Source organism: Zhongshania sp., from assembly GCF_041584495.1.
Lineage (GTDB): Bacteria > Pseudomonadota > Gammaproteobacteria > Pseudomonadales > Spongiibacteraceae > Spongiibacter.
The window spans coordinates 35,854-57,225 of sequence record NZ_JBFHDY010000003.1 but is presented as its reverse complement, the minus strand read 5'-3'; the positions used below and the strand labels follow the sequence as shown (position 1 = coordinate 57,225).

Annotated in this window: 21 protein-coding genes; 13 read left to right on the top strand and 8 right to left on the bottom strand. The window is 48.6% G+C overall.

What is annotated here, in order from left to right; all coding sequences use genetic code 11:
* Positions 1-225 precede the first annotated feature (225 nt).
* Positions 226-4,386, top strand: a complete 4,161-nt coding sequence (locus ABYP33_RS01120; protein ID WP_373087363.1) for a response regulator — start codon at positions 226-228, stop codon at positions 4,384-4,386.
* A 54-nt stretch (positions 4,387-4,440) separates the two neighbouring features.
* A complete protein-coding gene (locus ABYP33_RS01115) occupies positions 4,441-5,415 on the top strand; it encodes a diguanylate cyclase (RefSeq protein WP_373087360.1) in 975 nt (324 codons plus the stop codon).
* A gap of 7 nt (positions 5,416-5,422) precedes the next feature.
* Here the strand turns inward: ABYP33_RS01115 and ABYP33_RS01110 are convergent, their stop codons facing one another.
* Positions 5,423-6,508 (bottom strand): EAL domain-containing protein, encoded by a 1,086-nt coding sequence (locus tag ABYP33_RS01110; RefSeq protein WP_373087357.1) that lies wholly within the window; start codon positions 6,506-6,508, stop codon positions 5,423-5,425.
* A 117-nt stretch (positions 6,509-6,625) separates the two neighbouring features.
* Positions 6,626-7,237: a pseudouridine synthase gene (locus ABYP33_RS01105; RefSeq protein ID WP_373087355.1), complete on the bottom strand. Its 612-nt coding sequence runs from the start codon at positions 7,235-7,237 to the stop codon at positions 6,626-6,628.
* 348 nt (positions 7,238-7,585) lie between these two features.
* Between ABYP33_RS01105 and ABYP33_RS01100 the strand changes: the two genes are divergently transcribed.
* Positions 7,586-8,125, top strand: a complete 540-nt coding sequence (locus ABYP33_RS01100; RefSeq protein ID WP_373087352.1) for an outer membrane beta-barrel protein — start codon at positions 7,586-7,588, stop codon at positions 8,123-8,125.
* Between the two features lie 64 nt (positions 8,126-8,189).
* Here ABYP33_RS01100 and ABYP33_RS01095 read toward each other — a convergent pair whose 3' ends face one another.
* Together ABYP33_RS01095 and ABYP33_RS01090 are read right to left on the bottom strand one after the other, a co-directional pair.
* On the bottom strand, positions 8,190-8,489 hold the full coding sequence (locus ABYP33_RS01095) for a cytochrome P450 (protein ID WP_373087349.1): 300 nt from the start codon (positions 8,487-8,489) through the stop codon (positions 8,190-8,192).
* Positions 8,486-9,436, bottom strand: coding sequence for a cytochrome P450 (locus ABYP33_RS01090; RefSeq protein WP_373087346.1), 951 nt, complete (start codon positions 9,434-9,436; stop codon positions 8,486-8,488). Before ABYP33_RS01090 ends, ABYP33_RS01095 begins: the two co-directional genes overlap by 4 nt.
* A gap of 314 nt (positions 9,437-9,750) precedes the next feature.
* Here ABYP33_RS01090 and ABYP33_RS01085 point away from each other — a divergent pair, with 314 nt between their 5' ends.
* The 8 genes from ABYP33_RS01085 (at position 9,751) to ABYP33_RS01050 (ending at position 14,710) form a co-directional block, all read left to right on the top strand.
* Complete coding sequence (locus ABYP33_RS01085; RefSeq protein WP_373087343.1) at positions 9,751-11,277, top strand: PAS domain S-box protein; 1,527 nt, start codon at positions 9,751-9,753, stop codon at positions 11,275-11,277.
* Positions 11,274-11,669: a response regulator gene (locus ABYP33_RS01080; RefSeq protein ID WP_373087340.1), complete on the top strand. Its 396-nt coding sequence runs from the start codon at positions 11,274-11,276 to the stop codon at positions 11,667-11,669. Before ABYP33_RS01085 ends, ABYP33_RS01080 begins: the two co-directional genes overlap by 4 nt.
* Entirely contained in the window at positions 11,662-12,042 is a 381-nt protein-coding gene (locus tag ABYP33_RS01075; RefSeq protein ID WP_373087337.1) for a hypothetical protein, read from the top strand. Before ABYP33_RS01080 ends, ABYP33_RS01075 begins: the two co-directional genes overlap by 8 nt.
* A 126-nt stretch (positions 12,043-12,168) precedes the next feature.
* Positions 12,169-12,771: a TetR/AcrR family transcriptional regulator gene (locus ABYP33_RS01070; RefSeq protein WP_373087334.1), complete on the top strand. Its 603-nt coding sequence runs from the start codon at positions 12,169-12,171 to the stop codon at positions 12,769-12,771.
* A gap of 270 nt (positions 12,772-13,041) precedes the next feature.
* On the top strand, positions 13,042-13,278 hold the full coding sequence (locus ABYP33_RS01065) for a Rieske 2Fe-2S domain-containing protein (protein ID WP_373087331.1): 237 nt from the start codon (positions 13,042-13,044) through the stop codon (positions 13,276-13,278).
* On the top strand, positions 13,275-13,589 hold the full coding sequence (locus tag ABYP33_RS01060) for a hypothetical protein (protein ID WP_373087328.1): 315 nt from the start codon (positions 13,275-13,277) through the stop codon (positions 13,587-13,589). Before ABYP33_RS01065 ends, ABYP33_RS01060 begins: the two co-directional genes overlap by 4 nt.
* Complete coding sequence (locus ABYP33_RS01055; RefSeq protein ID WP_373087443.1) at positions 13,502-13,900, top strand: hypothetical protein; 399 nt, start codon at positions 13,502-13,504, stop codon at positions 13,898-13,900. The genes ABYP33_RS01060 and ABYP33_RS01055 overlap by 88 nt, the downstream gene beginning before the upstream one ends.
* A 39-nt stretch (positions 13,901-13,939) precedes the next feature.
* Entirely contained in the window at positions 13,940-14,710 is a 771-nt protein-coding gene (locus ABYP33_RS01050; protein ID WP_373087325.1) for an acetoacetate decarboxylase family protein, read from the top strand.
* Between the two features lie 89 nt (positions 14,711-14,799).
* Here the strand turns inward: ABYP33_RS01050 and ABYP33_RS01045 are convergent, their stop codons facing one another.
* From ABYP33_RS01045 to ABYP33_RS01030, 4 genes are all read right to left on the bottom strand, one after another.
* Entirely contained in the window at positions 14,800-15,120 is a 321-nt protein-coding gene (locus ABYP33_RS01045) for a 2Fe-2S iron-sulfur cluster-binding protein (RefSeq protein ID WP_373087323.1), read from the bottom strand.
* 21 nt (positions 15,121-15,141) lie between these two features.
* Entirely contained in the window at positions 15,142-16,365 is a 1,224-nt protein-coding gene (locus tag ABYP33_RS01040; protein WP_373087320.1) for an NAD(P)/FAD-dependent oxidoreductase, read from the bottom strand.
* 75 nt (positions 16,366-16,440) lie between these two features.
* Positions 16,441-17,238 carry an enoyl-CoA hydratase-related protein gene (locus ABYP33_RS01035; protein WP_373087317.1) on the bottom strand — a complete coding sequence of 266 codons (798 nt, stop codon included), beginning with the start codon at positions 17,236-17,238 and terminating at the stop codon, positions 16,441-16,443.
* 253 nt (positions 17,239-17,491) lie between these two features.
* Positions 17,492-18,073, bottom strand: a complete 582-nt coding sequence (locus tag ABYP33_RS01030) for a TetR/AcrR family transcriptional regulator (protein ID WP_373087314.1) — start codon at positions 18,071-18,073, stop codon at positions 17,492-17,494.
* 226 nt (positions 18,074-18,299) lie between these two features.
* On the opposite strand from ABYP33_RS01030, the gene ABYP33_RS01025 reads away from it, so the two are divergent.
* Together ABYP33_RS01025 and ABYP33_RS01020 are read left to right on the top strand one after the other, a co-directional pair.
* The gene (locus ABYP33_RS01025) at positions 18,300-20,726 is read left to right on the top strand and encodes an ATP-dependent helicase (protein WP_373087311.1); all 2,427 of its coding nucleotides are present in this window, start codon (positions 18,300-18,302) and stop codon (positions 20,724-20,726) included.
* Positions 20,727-20,816: 90 nt separating this feature from the next.
* Complete coding sequence (locus ABYP33_RS01020; RefSeq protein ID WP_373087309.1) at positions 20,817-21,206, top strand: DUF6491 family protein; 390 nt, start codon at positions 20,817-20,819, stop codon at positions 21,204-21,206.
* Positions 21,207-21,372: the final 166 nt, after the last annotated feature.

The window sequence follows — 21,372 nt, the reverse complement described above, 5'->3', positions numbered from 1 at the left end:
TCGTATATGCTATTATAAGCCACTGATTTTGTTTTGTTTTGTTGAGTCTAAATGACGGTTATTTGCCTGTGCGACTTCGTGTAACAGTATTTTTGGCAACTAAAATTGTCATGGCGAGTCATTATATCTACTGGCAAGGCTGGTTTCGTTCCGACAACGAACGGTGTATAGGTATCGTGCGACTATACTCTGCTTTGGTTCTATAAAGTGTAAAGAGGCAATTGAGTGGTTGAAGCGCTGAAGGTAATTATCACCACGTTTACGATGAGGTTCCTGTTTCTTGCCTTGTTGCTCTTCATTGTACTTACCGTATTAATGATCCCTGTGTCTGATCATAACGTTCGAAAAAAGGAAGAGCGCCAATTAGAAAATCATTTGCGCAATGCTGTCGACGAACGCAGCAAAGCGTTTATGGCGAGTATTGAGCGGTTGAAGAGGGATACGTTATTCCTAGCAGGCACACCGCCGATACAAGGTATTATTAGGGCGAAAAATAATGGCGGAATTGATCCTCAGGTAAATAATGCTACTGAAGTGTGGGAACAGCGCTTGCAAGAAATTTTCTCTGGCTATTTAGAGATTCAGCCCGGCGTTCAGCAAGTTCGCTATATTGGTGTTGCTGATCAAGGGCGTGAACTGGTTCGTGTTGATAGGAAAGGGCAGGAAATAGCAGTGATTGACGCTGCGCAATTACAACAAAAGGCTGACCGAGATTATTTCTTTGAATCACTTAACAGGGCGCTTGGCGAGGTTTATGTATCAAAAATTGATCTTAATCGTGAATTCGGCGAAATAGAAATTCCTCATATCCCAACCTTAAGGCTTGCTACTCCTGTTTTCGATAAAGCGGGCATTGCTTTTGGTGTGCTCGTCATAAATGTAAATTTGCTCGATATTTTTGCAACGATAGGTGCAGATTTTTCGTCAGGCGAGAATGTTTATCTGGTGAATTCTGACGGCGATTTTCTTATGCACCCGGAGGCTGGTCGCGCTTTTGCCTTTGAATTGGGTGCACCATTTCGCTGGCAGGATGAATTTGATAGAACGTTCAGTGGCAAAGAAAATAGACTATATCGAATAAGTGATGGCAGTCTATTTTATATCGCGGCCCGCGAAAATTATTATGATGGCGATTACTTCGTGGGAGTGGCGGTTTTAGCGCCCGAAAGTGTCGTAGATCAAACAGTGGCTGCGGCGCGAACATACAATCTTATTATATTGATTAGCTTGTTGTTGATTATCTTGGTGTTCTTGTACCTCATGGCAATAAATATCCGGCGCCGAGAAGAATCTGCACGACAGAACTCGTCAATGGCTGCGATTGTTGAGGGGTCTAATGATGCTATTGTGAGTGAGACTGTTGATGGTGTTATTCATAGTTGGAACGATGCCGCCCAGCGAATGTTTGGTTACCCTACAGAGCAGGTTGTCGGCAAGACCATGAACAGCTTGGTTGTACCTGAAGATTTGGAGGACGAGGCAGTCATCCTTCGGAAGCGAGTTTTTAATGGTGAAACGATTCCAAATTTTGAGACGCATCGTCGTGATCAGAATGGTCAAGTTATTTTTGTGTCGATAACCGTTTCTCCCGTTAAAGACGCTAGCGGAATAATATTCGCCGCTGCTAATATTATTCGGGATATTAGCGATATGAAGGCGGCGCAGGCGCAATTAGTTGAAATGAACCACCGTTTAGAAGAGCAAGTTGCCACACGGACAAGTGAGCTGGAAGCGTCTGGGGTGTTGCAGGACGCTATTTTAGCAAACGCAGGCTACGCGATTTTTGCGAACAAGCCGGACGGCACCATAACGCTCTTTAACCCAGCAGCGGAGGCCATGCTTGGTTATCGCGCGAGTGAGATGGTGAATAAAAAGACCATGCAGGTGATGTTTGTAAAAGAAGAAATAGAGGATGAGTTAAAGCGGTTAGCGAAGTTAGATCATCAAACGCTGGTAGGCAGTAAAGGCAAACTTATTACGCAAGATGTGAATTATGAAAAGGAGTGGACGTTTGTTCGCAAGGATGGAGTGAGAATTCCGGTATTACTTAAAAGCAACACATTGTACGACAGGGAGAATAAGGTAAGCGGTTATATCGGCATTGCTCGCGACCTTACCTTACAGAAACAGCAGCAAACTGAATTGTTGAAAGCAAAGGCATTGGCTGAAGAGGCGAGTAAGACTAAGGGCGAATTTTTAGCGAATATGAGTCATGAAATTCGTACTCCAATGAATGCCGTGTTGGGCATGCTGAATTTATTAAAATATACCGAAATGACCAATCGGCAGTTAGATTATGTCTTAAAGGCCAGCGGTGCTGCCGAGGCGCTATTGGGAATTATTAATGACATTCTTGACTTTTCTAAGATAGAAGCCGGGAAACTGTTGCTTGAAAAACGACCGTTTTCTATTGATGAAATATTGAAGGATATCGCTGTTATTCTGAGCATGAATATTAGTGATAAGAACGTTGAAATACTTTTCAATATCGATCCTGCGGTGCCTAAAACCGTGCTGGGTGATTCATTGCGTATAAAGCAAATTCTAATTAATTTGGCGGGAAATGCAGTTAAATTTACCGAGCAAGGTGAGGTAATGCTGTCGGTTTTCGTACAGCATGAGCGCAGTAATAGCATGGTGCTGGGGTTTAAAGTCAGCGACACTGGAATCGGTATGTCGGCCGATCAGCAAAAGCGTGTTTTTGAATCTTTTACTCAGGCAGAAGCGGCGACTACACGCCGGTTTGGCGGTACAGGACTTGGCCTGGTGATATGCCAGCGATTAATTCGACTGATGGGTGGCGAATTAGAAGTCGAAAGTGAAGAGGGCAAGGGCAGTACTTTTTCGTTTTCTCTTATTATTGAACCGGTAGAGGATGGGGCGCAGCGCGAGCTGGCGCAACGGGCACTGCCGGTTGAATACGAGAATCTTCGTTTACTCGTTCTGGACGATAATGCGCATGCGCGAGAGATTATTTCTGGAATTTGTCAAAACCTTGGTTGGGAAGTCGAAGAGGCGGAAAGCGGCAATATTGGTTTGGAGCTGATTAAGCAGAGTCTCGTTGAAGCTAAGCCCTATGATATTGTTTTTATTGATTGGATGATGCCGGGTTTAGATGGCTGGCAGACCGCAAGTGCTATTCAAACGCTTTGTGCAGACACACTAAGCCCGCGGCTTGTGATGGTAACGGGGCACGCAAAAGAGGTTTTTGAACAGCAGGACGAAGCCATCAGCACAGCGCTTGATGGCTTCTTGATGAAACCGGTCACCGCCTCGGATATATACAATACAATTATAGAGGCATTGGCAGATAAATCGGCCGAGCATAAAACGGGTATACAGCAATCGAATGCGACTCATGATGGGCTTGTTGGTATGCGTATACTCTTGGTGGAAGATAATATTACTAATCAGCAGGTTGCGCGGGAACTGCTCGCAATCGAGGGTGCTGAGGTAGTCGTGGCTGATAATGGTCAAATTGCCTTGGACAGTATTCGTCATGCGAATTTGCCCTTTGATGCAGTATTAATGGATATTCAGATGCCGGTGATGGACGGGTATACGGCGACTCGAGAGATTCGCGAAACCTTAAAATTGAGCTATTTACCTATTGTTGCGATGACCGCTAATGCGATGCCTGCGGATCGCGCTGCCTGCTTAGCGGCGGGAATGAATGATCATATTGGTAAACCCTTTGATTTGGCTGAGCTTGTGACGGTATTGCAAACCGTCTGCGGGCGCGCTAAGTCGAATCCGCAGGGTGACGCAGCAAGTAAAAGTGAAGGGCGGGCAGACCTACCGGAAGCCCCCATTGGTTTTGCATTTAAAGAAGCCTTGCTGCGTTTAGGTAATAATCGGGAGTTGTATGCAAGTCAGGCGCGGATGTTTGCCAGTCGACACCGTGATGACCTTGGCAAAGTTCTTTTGCTAATTCAAAAGGGTAATAGACCGGGCGCTGTTCGAGAGCTACACACGTTGCGCGGTGTGGCGGGAACATTGGGTGCGCAGGCGTTAGCGAGCCGACTCTCTGAACTTGAAATGGCGGCGAAAGGCCTAGTTGAATTGCCGATTATAGAGACCTTGCTAAATGCTACCGAGGCTTATCTTGAGGATGCGTGTAAGGTGATGCTTGACCTTGCTGATGCACTGGCGATGCCCGGGCGGGATATAACGCCTCCGCCGGTTATCGATGAGAAAATAAGTGCCAAGCTTGATGAGTTTGGGCGCCTTCTTAAAGACAGTAATATGAGTGCTTTAGACAGTTTTGAGAGTTTACGTGCTATATTTGCAGTCGATAGCGAACCAGCGACTAAGGTGCGGGAAGCCATGGCGAGTCTTGATTTTGCCGCAGCGCTCGAGGCTTTAACTATGATGAGGGATAACTGATTTTTACGGTAATGTATTTGATCACCACGCTATGCACAATATCAGGTTATGGTTATGAGTGAACTTAAGCACGCGCTGACACCTGGGTTGTACTCCGGCACGTTGGTATCAGAGCGCCCTCGGCTGTTGGTGGTTGATGATCAGCCCGTCAATATTCAGGCGCTTTATCAGGTTTTTGCTGAGGATAGCGAAGTCTTTATGGCCACGAGTGGTCAACAAGCAATTGATGTGTGCCGGCAAAAACAGCCAGATTTAATTCTGCTTGATGTGTTGATGCCGGATATGGACGGAATAGCAGTCTGTAAAATACTTAAGGCAGACGCTGAGACTCAGAATATACCCATAATCTTCGTTACCTCGCAAGACAGTCCCGAAGAGGAAACGCGTGGCTTGGAAGTGGGCGCGGTTGATTTTATTACCAAGCCAGTGAACCCTGCTGTAGTGCGTGCTCGGGTAAAAACACATTTAACGCTAAAAATGCAATCAGATGCGTTGCGGGCATTGGCGTCGATAGATGGCCTGACTCGTATCCCTAATCGGCGTTTCTTTGACGAGCGCTTAGATGCAGAGTGGCGCGCGTGTCGTCGGGGCGGAAATTCGCTTTCAGTCATTATGATTGATGTCGATCATTTCAAAAAATATAACGACCATTACGGGCATTTGGAAGGAGATAATTGCCTGAAGCGCGTGGCGAGCGCACTGGCGGAGAGCAATTGGCGAGGCCGAGATTTAGCGGCGCGGTATGGTGGGGAAGAATTTGTTTGCCTAATGCCTGAAACCGATCTGGCCGGTGCGATGAACAAGGCAGAAAGCCTGCGCTTGCAAATAGAAAATTTAGCGATGCCGCATTCGCAGTCTGCTAATGCTGATATGGTCACGATTAGTGTCGGTGTCGCGACTATTGTGCCGAGTGAACGGGAGTCAGAAGACGTTTTGCTGGGAGCAGCGGACGAACAATTGTACAAGGCAAAGCAAACCGGGCGTAATCGGGTGGCAGGTACCTCTTTAGCTAAAGGGTTCGGCGTATAGCGGTAGCTTAAGGTTTTATTTCAGTTGGTCGGCCAAAGTAGTAGCCTTGAAAATAGTTGATGCCCATTCCGGCGCAGGCATCGGCAACGGCCTGGCTCTCGACACCTTCCGCTAGGGTGGATATACCCATATCCTGCACCATCGCATTAAGCGACGACAGTAGCTTGTAATGTACAGAGTGCTGATCGCCAGCGCCTCTTACTAAACTGATGTCGAATTTGAGGATGTCTGGAGGCACTTCGGCTAGCTCTAATAGGCGGGCTTGGCCAGCGCCAAAGTCATCGTAGGCCAAGTTGATGTCCAAATCCCTTAAGCCAGCACGAATACGCCGCATAATGTTTAGGTCGGTTATTGCGGCTTCGTGAACTTCGAAAATTAAACGTAGGTCTGGGTATTGGTGTCGCAGCCTGCGTAAGCCTGCAAGTAGTTTGTCTGGCTCTTGACATTCCAGTGGGTGGCAGTTGAAAAACAGTGGGGTACGGATATTGGCACTTTTGGCTTGAGCGAAACTGCGCTGGCGAAAAAGCTCGCTGAGTTCAATTTCTTTGCCCATTTGCGCTGCGATTAAAAACAGCGCATAGGGGTTTTCGTCTAGGGTGGGATGTCGTCCTCGGCCCAGTAGCTCGTGGCCAAAGATATTTCCGTGACAGTCCATTATCGCCTGTTGGTAGCTTGTTACTTGGGCTTTGGTTAATAGCGTTAAGAACTCGCTGCCAAGAACGGGAAAATGGCGGGGCAGTGTGCGGTGTGAAATTTTGGTGTGGTCATCGCAATCCGTGTTTGCCGCTAAATTCCGTTGTTTCAGGCAATATTCAACACCGGCAAAGTGCACTACATCGCCCAATTTTAACGGCGTGGTTTGGCTAATGCGTTGGCGATTGACAAAACTGCCGTTGGTACTGCCCAGGTCGGTGAGAGCTGGTTTGTCATTGACTAATTCTAGGCGGGCATGACGGCGAGAGAGCGCTGCATTGTGAATGACAATATCATTGTCGGCACCGCGACCGATAGACGTAGCTTGTGCGGCAAAGGGTATTTGCTGGGGGAAATCCGAGCTTCTACTAAAGCTTTCCAAATAATAACAACTATCCATATTAGGACTTATCCGCTTTGTATGGGACCGCCGCTGCGGGCGCGCCAAAAGTAGCAATCGCAATAAATATAACCGAAGCGACGGCCTAGGTCATGCCAAACGGGGCTATCGGGGCTGTTAAAATGGGCAGGGGCTGTGCACGTTAATTGGTGCAGCGCTTATTGGGTGGCGAAACACAATATTGTCTGCATGGAGCAGTAAGCGCGCGGCCATGGCTCTTGTTTGCGCTGTACCATAAAGGTCGCAGCCTAATATGGGGTGACCTAGTGCCTGGCTGTGGATGCGAAGCTGGTGGGTTCGACCGGTTTGCGGGGTAAACTTGATGCGGCTGCGAGGTGGGTTATTCAGGCGTTCTAAAACCTGATAATGACTTTGTGCCGGCTTGCCGGTGGCAAAGCAAATCTTTTGCACAGGGAAGTTTGCCAGATCTTTGGCAATAGGCGCTTCTATATAGCCAGTGTCATCTTGTACGAGACCGGCTACTACGCTGATATAAGTTTTGTCAATGCTACGCTGCTGAAATTGCGTGGTCAACTTGGCGTTTGCGAACTTATTTAGGGCAATAATCATTAGGCCTGAGGTGCCTAAATCGAGGCGGTGGGCCAGTGTCGCAGTCGGAAATTGTTGAACTAGGCGATAGTGAACCGAATCCTTGTTAAGCGGATTTTTGCCCGACAGGCTAAGTAGGCCGCTGGGTTTATTTATCAGCAAGATGTGCTCATCTTGCATCAGAATACTGATCTTTTCTGCGCAAGGCGGGGCTACGAAGTTATCTGCTAAAGTGGGAGTTGATGTAGGCATAAACCGGTGGCGAATTGGGGCAATGGTTGGCCATCACTGGCCAAATTAATTTGACAGTATACGGGATTCACTCGGCGAATACTTAGGGGCTTGAGGCTGTCGCTTACCTGGCCCTTTTCCATGACAGCATCTAGCGGAAGTAGAGGCGCTCTTGCTATGATCGACGCGGCGCACGGGTATGTATTGGGGGGTGTCATAAATCACTCAGGCTAGTCTGCGCGTTGAAGTACCAGTATTTTTGCTGGTCTTTACTATTATTTATGCGGGGAAAGCGTTATGAATAAGAACTTGGGTTTGGCAGCGGTATTGATGGCTGCAGTATTACCTGTGTCGGCACTGGCGCAGACGGCGACAATGTATGTTACTGGCCAGTTTGGTAAAACCAGTTACGATTTGGACAGCGGTTCTAATGTTGATGACGAAGACAATGGTTATACCATGGGCATTGGTGTGCGTATGGGACCGAATGTCGCGATTGAGGGGGGCTATGTTGATCTAGGCGAAGTGTCTGGAGACTTGTTTTCTCGTGAGACTACTGGCGGATTCGCTGGCTTAGGTTTGTTTATTCCTCTGCAGCCAGGTTTTGAGCTAACAGGGCGGGCTGGTCTAATTGCATGGGACTCTGATACTACTAATACTTTGGGTGGTTTGAAGTCTACTGAAAGTGACGATGGCACTGATATCTATTTTGGCATTGGCGCGGCCTTTCAGGTGAGTCGCGAACTTCATCTTACCGTTGGCTTTGACCGTTACGATATCGACGACACTGATGTCGACATGCTGTCTTTGGGGGCGAAGTTTTACTTCGCAATGTAAGACTTGAGCTTAAACCTAATACAGGCACGCTACTGCCTGTATTAGGTGCGCAGATAGTGAATACTTAATTGCTGCAGTTGGTGTTGAGTTTTAATGCCTTAAACACCACAGAATTATGATCTTCTAAGCTTTTTTCTGGCTCCTCAGCAAGTCTGAGTTTAGGAAAACGCTTAAACAGTTCACTTAGTGTTAAGTACAGTTGGCGTTTAGCAAGTGCTGCGCCAATGCAAAAGCGTGGCCCGTAGCCAAAGAGCACATCGGGGTCGAATACGCGGCGAACATCCAGCTTCTCTGGCTCGTCAAAATACTCGGGGTTGTGATCTTTGAGGTGGGGCATCATCAAAACCATCTTTCCCTTTTTCACCTCTTGGCCCAGAAGCGCCATATCTGCTGGGGCATACCGAGCAAAGCCCATTTTAGCGTTGCCTGACCAGGCATTATTTCGCTAAAGGCATTCGCAAAGGCATCGGCCGAGGCTAGTGCTAAGGGGATTTGATCGGGATTTTTTAGCAAGGTATAAACCGACCACTGCTGGGCTACCAGCGTGGTGTCTGCGCCAGCGCCAATTAGCGCCAAAATTAACGTAATAATATCCCACTCATTAAATTTCTCATTCTCAGCTTCAATTTTAAGTAGGGTGGTGAGAAAGTCACCGTCTACAGGGTCCTTGCGGCGCTCGGCTATTATCTCTTGCAGAATATCGATGGCTTTATTGCTGTCGTCTTGCGCGCGTAGCCTGCGCTCTTCAGAAATGGTTGGGTTCCATGTTTCGGTAAACGTCATGGTTACCCGCTTCATCGCGGGCCAATATTTTTCTGGTACGCCGATCATGGCGGTTATCGAGATAAAGGGAATGTGTCTCGCGACTTCCTCGATATAGTCAAAACTCTCAGGCTCGCCAATCTCATCAAATAGCTTTTTAACATGAGGCTCAAGGCGGCGCTGAATATTCTCAACGACGTTGCGCGAAAATGCTGGTGCGGTGATGCGACGAACCAAACGATGATGGCCTTGATCGGCTAGCAGGCTGTGGCCAACCAGGGCTTTTTCGAAATTATTCCAGTTTTCTTCAGTGGGGCGCGGTGGTGCAAATTCCCAGTCGTAGAAGTCTGAGGAGAGGTATTCCCGCTTCCAGCAGTCCATGATGTCGGGCATTTGGGTCATAATCCAGGCCTGCCACGGGGCATACCATACGAGGGGGCCGCGTTCGGCTATGGCGAGGCATTGCGGCCCGGGATTCTCGCTGTATGCCATTGATGTCGGGTCGAATAAGGTTTCGATTGGGGCTGATTCTGGCAGCGCTTGGGGCATACTGGCTATCCTCGTATTATATTTTTTGGAACTGGCGAGCTTATACGCGAACGGAAGTCGCGATGTTTTTGCCCTAAAAAATATGCTGAAGTGTAATTATAGTCACAAGTTAACTTTAACATGGGGCTTGGCCGGTATAGGCTAATGTGTAAAAAATATAATTTAGTGTTAAGTATCAATTGCTTGCATTTGGTCTGAGGCGCGTTTTTGGCAGGCTCCGAGTTTCGTAAGTATATTTCCCAGTTACTGAGATAGTTCACATAGCTACACTCTTTGTAGCAGTGGGCTATTTGTTAAAAAATTCAGGGGAATGCATGAAGGGGCAGGACGCGGTCAATGATTTACTGTCACGTACAAAGGCGATTGTAGAGACAATCGTAGATGGCGTGATTACGATTAGTGATCACGGCTTAATTGAAACCGTTAATCCTGCGGTAGAAAAAATATTTGGCTACCGTCTAGATGAGCTCAGTGGTCAAAATGTCTCAATGTTGATGCCAAACCCCTATCAACGTGAGCACGACAGCTACCTTAGTAATTATCTTAGTACCGGCGAAAAGAAAATTATTGGTATTGGTCGCGAGGTCACTGGCCGACGGAAAGACGGCAGTACCTTCCCTCTAGAGTTGGCTATTAGTGAAATGGAAGTGAATGGCCAGCGTATGTTTACTGGCATCGTCCGCGATATATCGCTGCGCAAGGCCACTGAAGAGAAGCTCCGTGAATTGTTGACCCGCACCAAGGCAATTCTCGACACCATTGTCGATGGTGTTATCACCATTAGTGATCGCGGTTGTATTGAGACGGTTAACCCTGCGGCCGAAAAAATATTTGGCTACCGTTTAGATGAGCTTAGCGGTAAGAATGTTTCGATGCTGATGCCCGACCCGTATCGGCATGAACACGATCAATACTTAAAGAATTATCTTCATACCGGCGAAAAGAAAATTATTGGTATTGGTCGAGAGGTTACTGGTCTTCGAAAAGACGGCAACACGTTTCCATTGGAATTGGCCATCAGCGAGATGGAAGTCAACGGTCAGCGTATGTTCACCGGCATTGTTCGGGATATTTCAGAACGTAAAGAAACCGAAGAAAAGCTCCGAGAGGCGATGCGCAGAGTACATGAGCAGCGTATTAAAGATGAATTTATTGCCACGGTAAGTCATGAGCTGCGAACGCCGCTAACGTCAATCAAGGCATCGTTAGAACTGATTATAGGTAAGGCTGTGGCCAAGGGGTCCGATCAGGAGAAAATACTCATTACCATCGCTCACAAGAACAGTGATCGTTTATTGTTATTGATTAATGATATTTTAGATATCTCTAAAATTGAATCGGAAAAAATGAAGTTAAATTTTAGACGAGTACTATTGCATTCGTTTTTAGAAACTGCGATTTCTGATAATCAAGCTTATGCGGAAAAGCATCACGTCAAATTTGTGTTAATGGATTGTCCGAGAAAACTCCATATTTATGTGGACCCAGATCGTCTTATGCAGGTGATGAGCAATTTAATGTCTAATGCGGCAAAGTTTTCTCATCAGAACTCACAAATAGAGATTGAAGCTAGGCGCAGGAATGATGGCATCCGGATTACGGTGCGAGATTATGGCCCTGGCATTCCCCTCGATTTTCAGAACAGAGTATTTGAAAAGTTCACCCAGGCAGATACCTCAGATAAACGCGAAATGAGCGGCACCGGCTTGGGCTTACATATTTCAAAAGCTATTATTGAACGGCATCATGGTGAGCTTTCTTTTGACACAGTGGTTGGCAAAGGCACGGAATTCCATGTTGATCTAAAACAACAATTACAGCGGCAGGGTAGTCCGCAATGACGACATGCCCAGAGCTTGAACGAGTTTTGTATATTGAAGATGAGCCAGATATTCGTTTGGTGGCTGAGATTGCTCTGCGTCAAGTGGGCGGCTTAAATGTCATCACCTGCGCCGGCGGCGAAGAAGGTTTGAGTTTAATTCACGACTTTATGCCGCAGTTAATTATTCTTGATGTGATGATGCCCGGTATGGATGGCCCGCAAATACTTTGTAAGATTAGAGATCTGCCGGAGTTCAAAACGACGCCGGTGGTGTTTATTACTGCAAAAGTGCAAGCCGATGAAGTGGAACAATTTAAACGTCTTGGTGCAGCAAACGTGATAAGCAAGCCCTTTAATCCGATGACCTTGGCCGATGATGTGCGGGCAATATGGGCTGCGTGTTATGAGTGACCGTGAGTTAAACGAAAAGCCGAGCATCGATACTCAGCTGGCGACGTTGCAGGCGGAGTATATTGCCAATTTATATGAACGGGTGTTACCTGTTTTAAGCCTGTGGCAGGATTATATTGCTAGCAATTATTCGCCCGAGTTGTTGCGCGATGTTTACCGGAAAGTGCATGCAATAGCGGGAACCTCAAGTATTTTGAATGTCAAACCGATAGATCGTTTAAGTAATCAAGTGCAGATAAAAATTCAAGCTGTATTACAGGCCACTGACATTGAGATGATGCTAATCGCAGAGATTGCTCTGATCTTAAACGAGATCCTAGATGTGGTGAAGTCGGGTGATATCAATGCCCCACCAATTAATTTGAATACTTGATCTTACTTCATGAGTCGCACAAATAAGGCGGGTCTCAAATCGCAAGTTGATGGCGATCTTGGCCTAAGCGCTGTGCATACGTTACTATCTCTGCTTCGACGAAAATATTGGGGTGGGTAATTGCCAGTGACACAGCTTGGACGCCGTGAGCGTAAGAAGAAGGCCGTTCGGGAGAGTATCTCGGAACAGACCCTGCGCCTTATCGCGCGCTACGGCGTAGAAGGCATCACTATTGATGCTATTTGCGACTGTGTCGATATTGCCAAGAAGACGTTTTACAATTATTACGCATCCAAGCACGATTTAATGGTCGATATATGCCAGTCTGAGTTGTTGCAGCGTACCGATGACTTGGTGAGTGAGGCGATTGCGACATCCGGCGACTTAGCGGAACAACTCGATTATATTCTAGGGGTTTTGGCGACGCGCAATAGTACCGCTAGTAAGTTAGAGCGCGAGTTAATTGCTTATTTAGTGGGTTCCTTGTCGACTAATTTAAGTCAGGGGGCGGGCCAATTGGCGTTTATGAATAGCTATTTTTATCGGCTATACAGTAATAGCCAATCTCAGTTAAAGCCTGGTATCACCCCGGAGTTCTGTGCAGAAATGACGGTGGGTATGGCGAATGCCATTACCCTGAATTGGCTGCACGATGATAATTACAACACCCAAGAGCGCTTCACTCAGTTGCGGGGTTTTATTGTAAGTAGCATGCTCGCCACCCCTTAAGGAACGTTATTCGCCCACAGTGTCAGGCGTGTCGTGGTTTGGTGGCCATGGCGCTTAGATTTAGTATTTTGCTCTGTTCTACTGAAATTCCTTCTAAATAAGCCGCGAGTGCAGTATTTGCGGCTACCGCTGTTCCGCCGAAAGGCATTGTCTCGCCTCGGATTAATGATCCGTAATTCAATTTTTACAAACCTTACTTGACCTTGAAATGGAAGCCATATACTTTTTTTATACTTAGGTTACCTTTTGTTTGTCCTTATTGGAAAGTTTATGTTTCGCACAGAATCAGGTGAAGTCACTCTGTTAAATGCGCATTGCCCGCATTTGGGCGCTCACCTGGGCCATGGCGGTGTTGTTAAGGGCGAGAGTATCAGCTGCCCATTTCACGCTTGGGAGTTTAATGGCGAGGGTTATTGTACCAAGGTGCCCTACGCCAAAAATATGCCGCCAAAGGTTGATGGTAAACAAGCTATTGGCCACTACCCGTTACTGAGGGTAATCAAATGATCTGGGCTTGGTATCATCCAGAAGGTGCCGAGCCGAGTTTTGAGGTGCACACCATTGCCGAATTGCACTCACTGGAGTGGACTGACGTCGACACCTTCGCGTGGGAAATTAATTCGATTATTCAGGAAATCGGTGAAAACGCCGCAGATATCGCGCACTTTGTTACCGTACACAACTCACCAGAAATGCCTCAGGGTGTGGTGACGATGAATGGTCACACTCGCTGCACCCTAATGGCCAGCAAGCAAGAGGCGATGGACGATTTGGCAATATTGATCGCAGTGGTCAGAGCTATGATGAGGGCCGCTTAGAAGCTTGGTCCTATGGTCCTGGGCTCATCTATCAAAAATTCTCGCGGCTGTTTGATGTCGTTATGATGGGCACAATCACCCCAATTGACGACCAAAACATCCATATGCGCTTTTGTTTCACTCTGCCTAATCAGCAGAGTGATGCGCACACACTTTATGCCAACGCCTTCCGCGATGAGATCGTGCATCAGGTGAATCAGGATATTCCAGTTTGGGAAAATAAGGTCTATCTCGAAGAGCCGACACTTTGCGATGGTGATGGTCCAATCGCCAAATACCGCAAGTGGTCCAAACAGTTTTATCTTGCTTAAGCTCGGTCAAACGCTAACCAATAATAACGAGGACGTATTATGACGACGCCTGTTTCGCCCGTTACGGTTCCCGGAGAAATTCTCAGCTGGCCAATGTTGAAAGTCAGCTATTTAACGGATCTAGCCAATATCGCGGCTTTGTTGCCACCCGGAATTTCACCGGGGAAAAATCCAAAAGTCACTATCACCATCTACAATTTTCCGGTGTTGAACGAGCCCGAATACGGCTGCATGGTCAATGTTGAGGCGATATACAATGGTATAGAGGGTGAATACACCCTCGGCATTGGCATTGACCAAGAAGCCGCAATCTTTGGTAGTCATGAGCGCTGGGGCCAGCTGAAATTTTACGCCGAAACCAAATGTTTCCGCCTTGTGGATACGATTTCTGCCTGCGTCACCCACCGGGGTTACACGTTCTTGGAATACCACGGAAAGGTCAGTGGCGCGGGTGAAATCCCCCCTGAGTTTGAAACCAATGAGTGGTGGATCAAATGTTTACGCGGTGTTGATATTACCAAGGCTGACTATGATTTTCCGCCTCATGTTATTCGCGTTTACAGTAAATATGGCACGGCTTTTGTCGAAAAGCTGGAGGGTAATTTACGTTTGAATGACAGCCCTTGGGACCCGGTGGCGAGTTGCTTGCCACCGGGTAGCGAACCGCAAGCCCATTTGTGGACGCCGGTGTTTTTAGACCGTCAAATTACCTTGGAAGGCCCGGTGGATGAGGACGGTTTTCACCCCTTTGCCGACACTATTGGCGGTTCTCGGTGGCCGGGGGAAAATGGTGGACCGATAAGCAATTAAAGGCTTTAGCAGAGGGGGAGGTTGTTGAACGCTGTTTGATCACTACGTGTGTGGAGTAAACAGCGTTCAGGGCTCAATGCGGACGGGCTTTAGTACTGAGACTCAGGCATATCGATGATAATGCCATCCATTTCGTCGGTGAGGATGACTTGGCAACTTAGGCGGCTAGTTTCCTTAGGTTCGAGGACGCATTCGAGCATATCGACTTCAGTGCTGTCTGCTGGGCTGACTTTAGCCACCCAAGCTGGGTCAATGTAGCAATGGCAGGTCGCGCAGCTGCAAGAACCGCCGCATTCGCCAAGAATACCGTCGATACCGCTATCAACCGCAGCCTGCATAACGCTGGTGCCAGCTTCGGCGTGAACTTCTTTGGTTTCACCGTCGTGAGATTTGAAAATAATTAAAGGCATGCTTTTCTCTCTTACTTGATATTAATTGGTAAAGGCGTCTTTGATGTCGATTGCATCGTCAGCAAGTTTTATAGGGTCGGCAGTTTGTCCAGTGCTCAAGGCGCGCTTAGTGGTCATAAACTCCTTGGGGCGGTTGATTGCATCTACCGCAATTAAGCGTCCTTCACAGAGGTAAAAGGCGGCAAAGCTGCGGCTATTTTCACTGTCGCCGCGAATAATGACTTGGTCAAAGCCTTGCGACAAACCCGCAATTTGCAGTTTCAAATCATATTGATCAGACCAGAACCAAGGTAGTGTATTGTAGGTCTCGAGCTTACCGCAGATGGTTTTAGCGGCAATTTTTGCTTGATCGGTGGCATTTTGCACTGACTCAAGGCGCAGTTTACGCTGGTAAATGGGGTTGTAGTGATTAGTGCAATCGCCTGCGGCAAGAATATCGTGGTCATTGGTCCGTGCATGTTCATCAACCACAATACCATTGTCGATTGTTAGGCCCGCAGCCTCAGCGATTTCAATATTGGGTATTACGCCAACGCCAATAATGACGAGGTCGGCGGGTATGGTGGTGCCGTCACTGAGGCGGACGCCGTCCACATGTTGCTCACCTGTAATGGCGTCTACGCCAGCATCGGTGCGAATATCGACACCTTCTTCGGTGTGGACGCGGGTGTAGAACGCAGAGACTTCAGGTGCGGTAACACGTTGTAGAACGCGGCTCATGGCCTCGATAACCGTAACCGACATACCAATCTTGCGCAGCGATGCCGCTGTTTCTAAGCCAATATAGCCGCCGCCGATAATGACCGCAGATTTACCTTTGCCGGTAAATTTGTGGGTTTGCTTAACGTCGTTAAGGTCGCGCATATAAAATACGCCCGCTAACTCGCTACCTTTAAAGGGAATTTTTCGTACTCGCGCACCGGTTGTAATCGCCAGCTTAGTGTAGGCAATCTCAGCATCGTCCTGCAGGATGATTTTCTTGGCATCGCGATCAATGCGGTCCACTCTACAGCCGAGTAGGAGATCGATATTGTTTTTTTCGTAAAAGTTGGCAGCGCGAATCAATAGCTCGTCTTCAGTCTTCTCGCCGACAAAGAACGCTTTTGATAGTGGCGGGCGGTGGTACGGCATGTATGGCTCGTCACCGACGATAGAAATTTTGCCTTCCCACCCCTCTTGGCGCAGGCTAGTGGCTAATTGGGCTGCTGCGTGGCTTGCGCCAATGATTATACAATGTTCACTCATAAATATATTCTCGCTTGGTTTTGTTCAATTTTCGGTGTGGCATTGCCGCACTACTGGTATTACGGTAAATCCTTGTTATTGGCTGTTGAACACCGCAGGACGCTTCTCGGTGAATGCCGCGAGGCCTTCGTCAAAATCTTTGCTACGGCCCGCAATTTTTTGCTGTTCGCGCTCATGTTCTAACGTTAACTCCCAGCTGTCGTCGGTGGCTGCCCATATTGCCTTGCGGGTCATGCCCAGAGCTTGGCTGGGGCCGTTGGCCAAGGTGGTCGCTAGTGCAAAAGCCTGCTCTTCGAGCTGCTGGTCTTCAACCACGCGATTAACCAGCCCCCACGTCAGGGCGTTTTCTGCACTCAGTCGGTTACCTAAGAGCATTAATTCCATGGTCCGCACGCGGCCAATGGTTCGGCTGAGCAGGTGGGTAGCACCGCCGTCTGGAACAAGGCCGATTTTGGAAAAAATTTGGGCGAAATAAGCGGTCTCACTAGCCAAAACCATGTCGGCAGCTAAGGCTAGCGACGCGCCAAATCCTGCTGCCGCGCCACGCACGGCGCTAATCCACGGAATGTCTAAATTTTTGAGTTTGAGCATTATGGGGTTGAGCTGTTGTTCGAGTACTAAACCGAGGTCTCTTGCGCGGGCATCTTGGTCAACAGGGCTAAGTGGGTTCTTGGGGTCTAAAGACGCGCCTGAGCAAAAAGCGCGGCCTGCACCGGTGATTATCATTGCTCGGCATTGTTGCGATATATGATCTATGGCGGTACCGATCTCGCTTACCATTAAGGGCGTCAGTGCATTCAGTTTGTCGGGGGCGTTTAAGCTTAGTACGCCCACTGCCCCGTGTATTTCGACCTGTATTTGCTGAAAGTCCATTAACCGTGCCTTACATTTATTGTTGCGCTGTTGGTGATCGCTCACTGCTGGTATGTGATCACTGTTGACATTTGCCGTGAAATAATGAGCCACGTATTCTGCATGGCTTGGCTTAGATGTTCCATTGCAATCGCCATATAATCGCCAATTTTTCTGCTGTTTTAGCAAATCGTAATGTTTTTCTGGTAAGTTTAAGTGTTGTGCACTTTATCTGGCGCGAATTGCAAAGTCTTTCGCTATTGTCCACCATTAATCAAAAGGCGTTTAGAAATGCTTTTAGGGTGGTGACAAACATGGTGCTTTCGTCCAGTTCATTGGCGGCGGCAGCCGCGTGTAAATGCGGGAATAGCTCAGGTGAAAACGACGGCATTGGTTCGTTGCCGCTAGCGCCGAGCATAGCCGACCCAAAGGTCAATTTTTCCACGCCATCAATGACCAGCAAACGCTGCTCTATGGGGAGGTCGAATTGACCTACCCAGTAGTCATAGCTATTTAGCATGAGGTGCCGGGGGAAGAACTCCAAGAGCAATGGTGCTGCTTTAGGGTGTTGTAAGATTGACTTCCGGGTAGCAAGGGCTAGGGTGCTTATCGCGTCACGCCAATCCTCGAAATGCTGCTTTTCTGGAATACGGGCTTCGGTTAGCAGCGATCTAGCGACCTCGGTGAGTAATTCAGCCTTGTTTTTAAAGTGGTAATAAAGCGATGGTGCCTTTACCCCTAAATTTTGGGCAACCAGCTGTAAGCTCATGCCCCTGATACCTTGGCTGTCGATGACCGCGAGGGCTGCTTTGGCGGCCAGCTCTTTCGTTATAATAGGTTTTGAGGGTCTGCCCACTACAGTGTCCTTAAGCTTGTGCCACATTGCGTACTTATTTATAAAAGCCATTTCAGTGCTATTCGGGTGAATTAAATTGTAGCAGAGAGTACCCGCATACCGAAGTCTGTGAGGCCATTAGGCAGTTGCATTTGGCATGGTCTTACCGTCATCTAAGGAAATGGGGAGTGAAGCGCAGAGCCAAGCTTGCTATCCTGCAAGGCCTTTTTTGTGTCTTGCGTTTTCTATGCTTACCGAAGAGCAGCAATGTATTACTCGTCATCGTGGCGGCCACGCGCGCGTTATGGCGGTGGCGGGCGCAGGAAAAACCAGCACTATGGTGGCCTACGTTTTGGCGCGCTTACGCGAGGGTATGGACCCGCGTTTAATTCGAGTGGTTATGTTCAATAAAGCGGCGCAAGAGGATTTTAGTCATAAGCTCCGTATTGCGGCGGGTGCAAATGCTCAGCTGCCGCCGGTGCGCACTTTTCATGCCATGGGACGTAATTTGGCGATGTCGCTGGCCAAAGAAGGGCATTTAGCGGCTTTTGATCCCACCCCCCTCGGTGATGTGCAAGCGGGCTTAGAGATGCTCAAGGCCTTGCAAGCGGCAGCGGGCACATCGGCGCTACGTGCGGCGATTCGCGATGAGCAACAGCAGTGGCTGGATACTTTTGCTGGATTCGTCGACCTCGCCAAATCAAGCTTGGCGGCACCGGAAGTTAGCTTTGCGCTTGGTGGCTACCCTGAGCAGTATCAGCTATTCATTGAAGCTTTTGCACGCTTTGAGCAGTGGCGCAAGGCGGCGGCAAGGGTGAGCTTTGCCGATTTTCTTTACGATCCCTGTCGGCTGATTGCCAATGAGCCGACATTGGCTGACTTTTTGGCTAACCGCGTAGAGTTGTTTGTTGTAGATGAATTTCAGGATATTAATGATATCCAGTTTTTTATGCTCAAGACCTTGGCTGGGGAGCGCGCGCAATTGCAGGTGGTGGGCGACGCGGATCAGTGTATTTATGAGTTTCGCGGCGCCAAACCTGAATATATGCTCAGTTATTTTGGCGATACTTATCCCCATCAGTCTTATCAACTTTCGCGTACCTTCCGCTACGGTCACCAGCTGGCATTGGCGGCTGCTCAGTTGATTAGCCATAATCAGCGTCGTGATCCACTGCTTTGTATCAGCGCAGACTCCGTTGCGCCTAGCCATGTTGAACTTTGTTTGCAAAACCCCGATGGCGCGGTTTTCGCTCAGGCCTGCGAAGCACAGCGGGCGGAGGGGCGGGCTTACAGTGATATGGCGTTCTTATGCCGGACTTGGGCTCAAGCTGCGCCGGTCGAATTGGCTTTGCTTAAACGGGGTATTCCCAATCGGGTCATGGGTGGCAGCCGGGTGCTTGAGCGCAGCGAAATTAAGGTGTTAATGAGTCTGTTGCGCTTAATGGCGGGGGAATTTACCAGCCAGGACCCCGCTGAACAGCATCAGCAACTATTTAATATATTAAAATTCTGCGAGCTAAAGATTCGTCACGAGGTGTTACGGGGCTACGCCGAGCGCATAGTGCTGAGCGACTTTAGCGCCTTACACCGCTCGGAAGACAGCTTGTCCTTTTATCAAGAAAAACGCCTGCAAAGCCTTGCCACGGTGCTGGCGCAGTTAGTTGGGGAGCGCGGAGCGGGGCGGGGGCTAAGCCGCTTTGTAAATGATCTCGATCTATTGAGCTTAATGCGAGATAACGCGCTAAATCGAGAAGATGGCGAGAATCGTGCTGCCACGGTAAGCGCCTTTATTGAGTTTGTCGCGCTGCAGCGAGACCAAGCGCCGAGCGCCATTTTAGCCATGCTGACCGAATTGAGTGATCAGAGTGGCCGCGCGGTTACGACCGCTGGGGCGGTAACCATCACCACCATGCATCGCAGCAAGGGGCTAGAGTGGCTTGTTGTCCTACTCCCTAATTTGAGCGCCCACTATATGCCCTACCAGGCGGGTAATCGACGCCGACAAGCGCTTGACCATTTGGAGGCTGAGCGCCGCCTAATGTACGTTGCAATGACACGGGCGATAAAAGCCTTGTATTTATTTGCGCCGGGGCTGGATGCGACAAATGGCTGGACGACTGACCAGCGCCCGGAGTTGCACCAGCTTCCGAGCCCGTTTTTGGCGGAGATGGATCTGGATTTGGCGCAGCGCCTTAGTTCGCAGATAGCGACAGGTGCACGTCAATTTGATCTGCCTCCGCGCGGTAGCCCTTCTGCCAGCGTGGCGCAGCGGTACTTAGATGCGGTTGTGCCCGACTGGCAGGCAAATACCGCAGTAAGCTCGGTCGGATACCCTGAGCTGGGCGCCTACCTGCAGCATAAACATCATGGCCTTGGGCGCGTAAGCGATATTGACGCAGTTGGTTTGGTGGTGAGCTTTGCCAGTACAAAACGCTTTTTCCCCCGCTTATTAGTGTCGCGGGTATTGCAGCCCGCGCCGAAGTCCGCGGTGAATGCTGCACTAGTAGGTGCCGCGGCCAGTGCTAAAGATTTTTGCGTTGGCGATATACTGGCGCACGAAAAATTTGGCCGAGGTGCAGTACTCGCCATAGATAAGCACACCATTGCGGTTAATTTTAGTGCCGGGCGCAAGACTTTTCGTCTCGATTTGTTTCAGGCAAAAAAAATCCCTTGAGCTGGCATATTGGCTGTATCGAACCTCGACGCTGTGGTGGGGTCTGAGTAATGTACATAGACTTGTGTGCATTCATTCCCCGAGGCGGATATGAACTTACAATATATAAAAATAGGGCTTGCTCAAATTTTAGCGGTGTCGCTTATCGGCTGCGCCCTAGTCAAAGACGAACCGGCGCTGGACGAACGCTTGGCGGAATACGGTTATCGCCCTGGCGAGAGTGTGGAAGCCGTTGACGCCTATCAGGTTACCGGTTGGCAGTATCTAGACGATCGCCACCTAATTTTTAGCAACAACAGTGATGAACACTATTTGCTGAGTTTAAGAAAAAACTGTACCGCGCTGCGCAGTGCAGAGCAGCTTGCCTTTAAACCGATTAGCAACGCATTAATGCGGATAGATGACGTGATTGCCAGTAACTCTGAAGCGCTAAGCCGCTGCGCGATCGAGACAATCTCTATAGTGTATCCCAGCGAGTAAGTTCTACTGCTTCACCCACAGGGTGGCCACGCAGGTAAGGCATGTGTTGGCCCAAAAGGCTCTAATACCGGCCCCGTAGTTCATGTTAGGCAAGGGCCTTAGTCATCATTGGTCACCCGCCACCCTAAGTCACTCCCCTGAACTTGATTCGGAACCTAATACCGCC

What these genes read in the sequence shown, in the direction of transcription:
- ABYP33_RS01085 (WP_373087343.1), top strand. Translation starts at nt 9,751, where the DNA reads ATGAAGGGGCAGGACGCGGTCAATGATTTACTGTCACGTACAAAGGCG.
- ABYP33_RS01065 (WP_373087331.1), top strand. Translation starts at nt 13,042, where the DNA reads ATGTTTCGCACAGAATCAGGTGAAGTCACTCTGTTAAATGCGCATTGC.
- ABYP33_RS01100 (WP_373087352.1), top strand. Translation starts at nt 7,586, where the DNA reads ATGAATAAGAACTTGGGTTTGGCAGCGGTATTGATGGCTGCAGTATTA.
- ABYP33_RS01105 (WP_373087355.1), bottom strand. Translation starts at nt 7,237, where the DNA reads ATGCAAGATGAGCACATCTTGCTGATAAATAAACCCAGCGGCCTACTT.
- ABYP33_RS01045 (WP_373087323.1), bottom strand. Translation starts at nt 15,120, where the DNA reads ATGCCTTTAATTATTTTCAAATCTCACGACGGTGAAACCAAAGAAGTT.
- ABYP33_RS01115 (WP_373087360.1), top strand. Translation starts at nt 4,441, where the DNA reads ATGAGTGAACTTAAGCACGCGCTGACACCTGGGTTGTACTCCGGCACG.
- ABYP33_RS01050 (WP_373087325.1), top strand. Translation starts at nt 13,940, where the DNA reads ATGACGACGCCTGTTTCGCCCGTTACGGTTCCCGGAGAAATTCTCAGC.
- ABYP33_RS01110 (WP_373087357.1), bottom strand. Translation starts at nt 6,508, where the DNA reads ATGGATAGTTGTTATTATTTGGAAAGCTTTAGTAGAAGCTCGGATTTC.
- ABYP33_RS01035 (WP_373087317.1), bottom strand. Translation starts at nt 17,238, where the DNA reads ATGGACTTTCAGCAAATACAGGTCGAAATACACGGGGCAGTGGGCGTA.
- ABYP33_RS01090 (WP_373087346.1), bottom strand. Translation starts at nt 9,436, where the DNA reads ATGCCCCAAGCGCTGCCAGAATCAGCCCCAATCGAAACCTTATTCGAC.
- ABYP33_RS01080 (WP_373087340.1), top strand. Translation starts at nt 11,274, where the DNA reads ATGACGACATGCCCAGAGCTTGAACGAGTTTTGTATATTGAAGATGAG.
- ABYP33_RS01020 (WP_373087309.1), top strand. Translation starts at nt 20,817, where the DNA reads ATGAACTTACAATATATAAAAATAGGGCTTGCTCAAATTTTAGCGGTG.
- ABYP33_RS01025 (WP_373087311.1), top strand. Translation starts at nt 18,300, where the DNA reads ATGCTTACCGAAGAGCAGCAATGTATTACTCGTCATCGTGGCGGCCAC.
- ABYP33_RS01075 (WP_373087337.1), top strand. Translation starts at nt 11,662, where the DNA reads ATGAGTGACCGTGAGTTAAACGAAAAGCCGAGCATCGATACTCAGCTG.
- ABYP33_RS01040 (WP_373087320.1), bottom strand. Translation starts at nt 16,365, where the DNA reads ATGAGTGAACATTGTATAATCATTGGCGCAAGCCACGCAGCAGCCCAA.
- ABYP33_RS01060 (WP_373087328.1), top strand. Translation starts at nt 13,275, where the DNA reads ATGATCTGGGCTTGGTATCATCCAGAAGGTGCCGAGCCGAGTTTTGAG.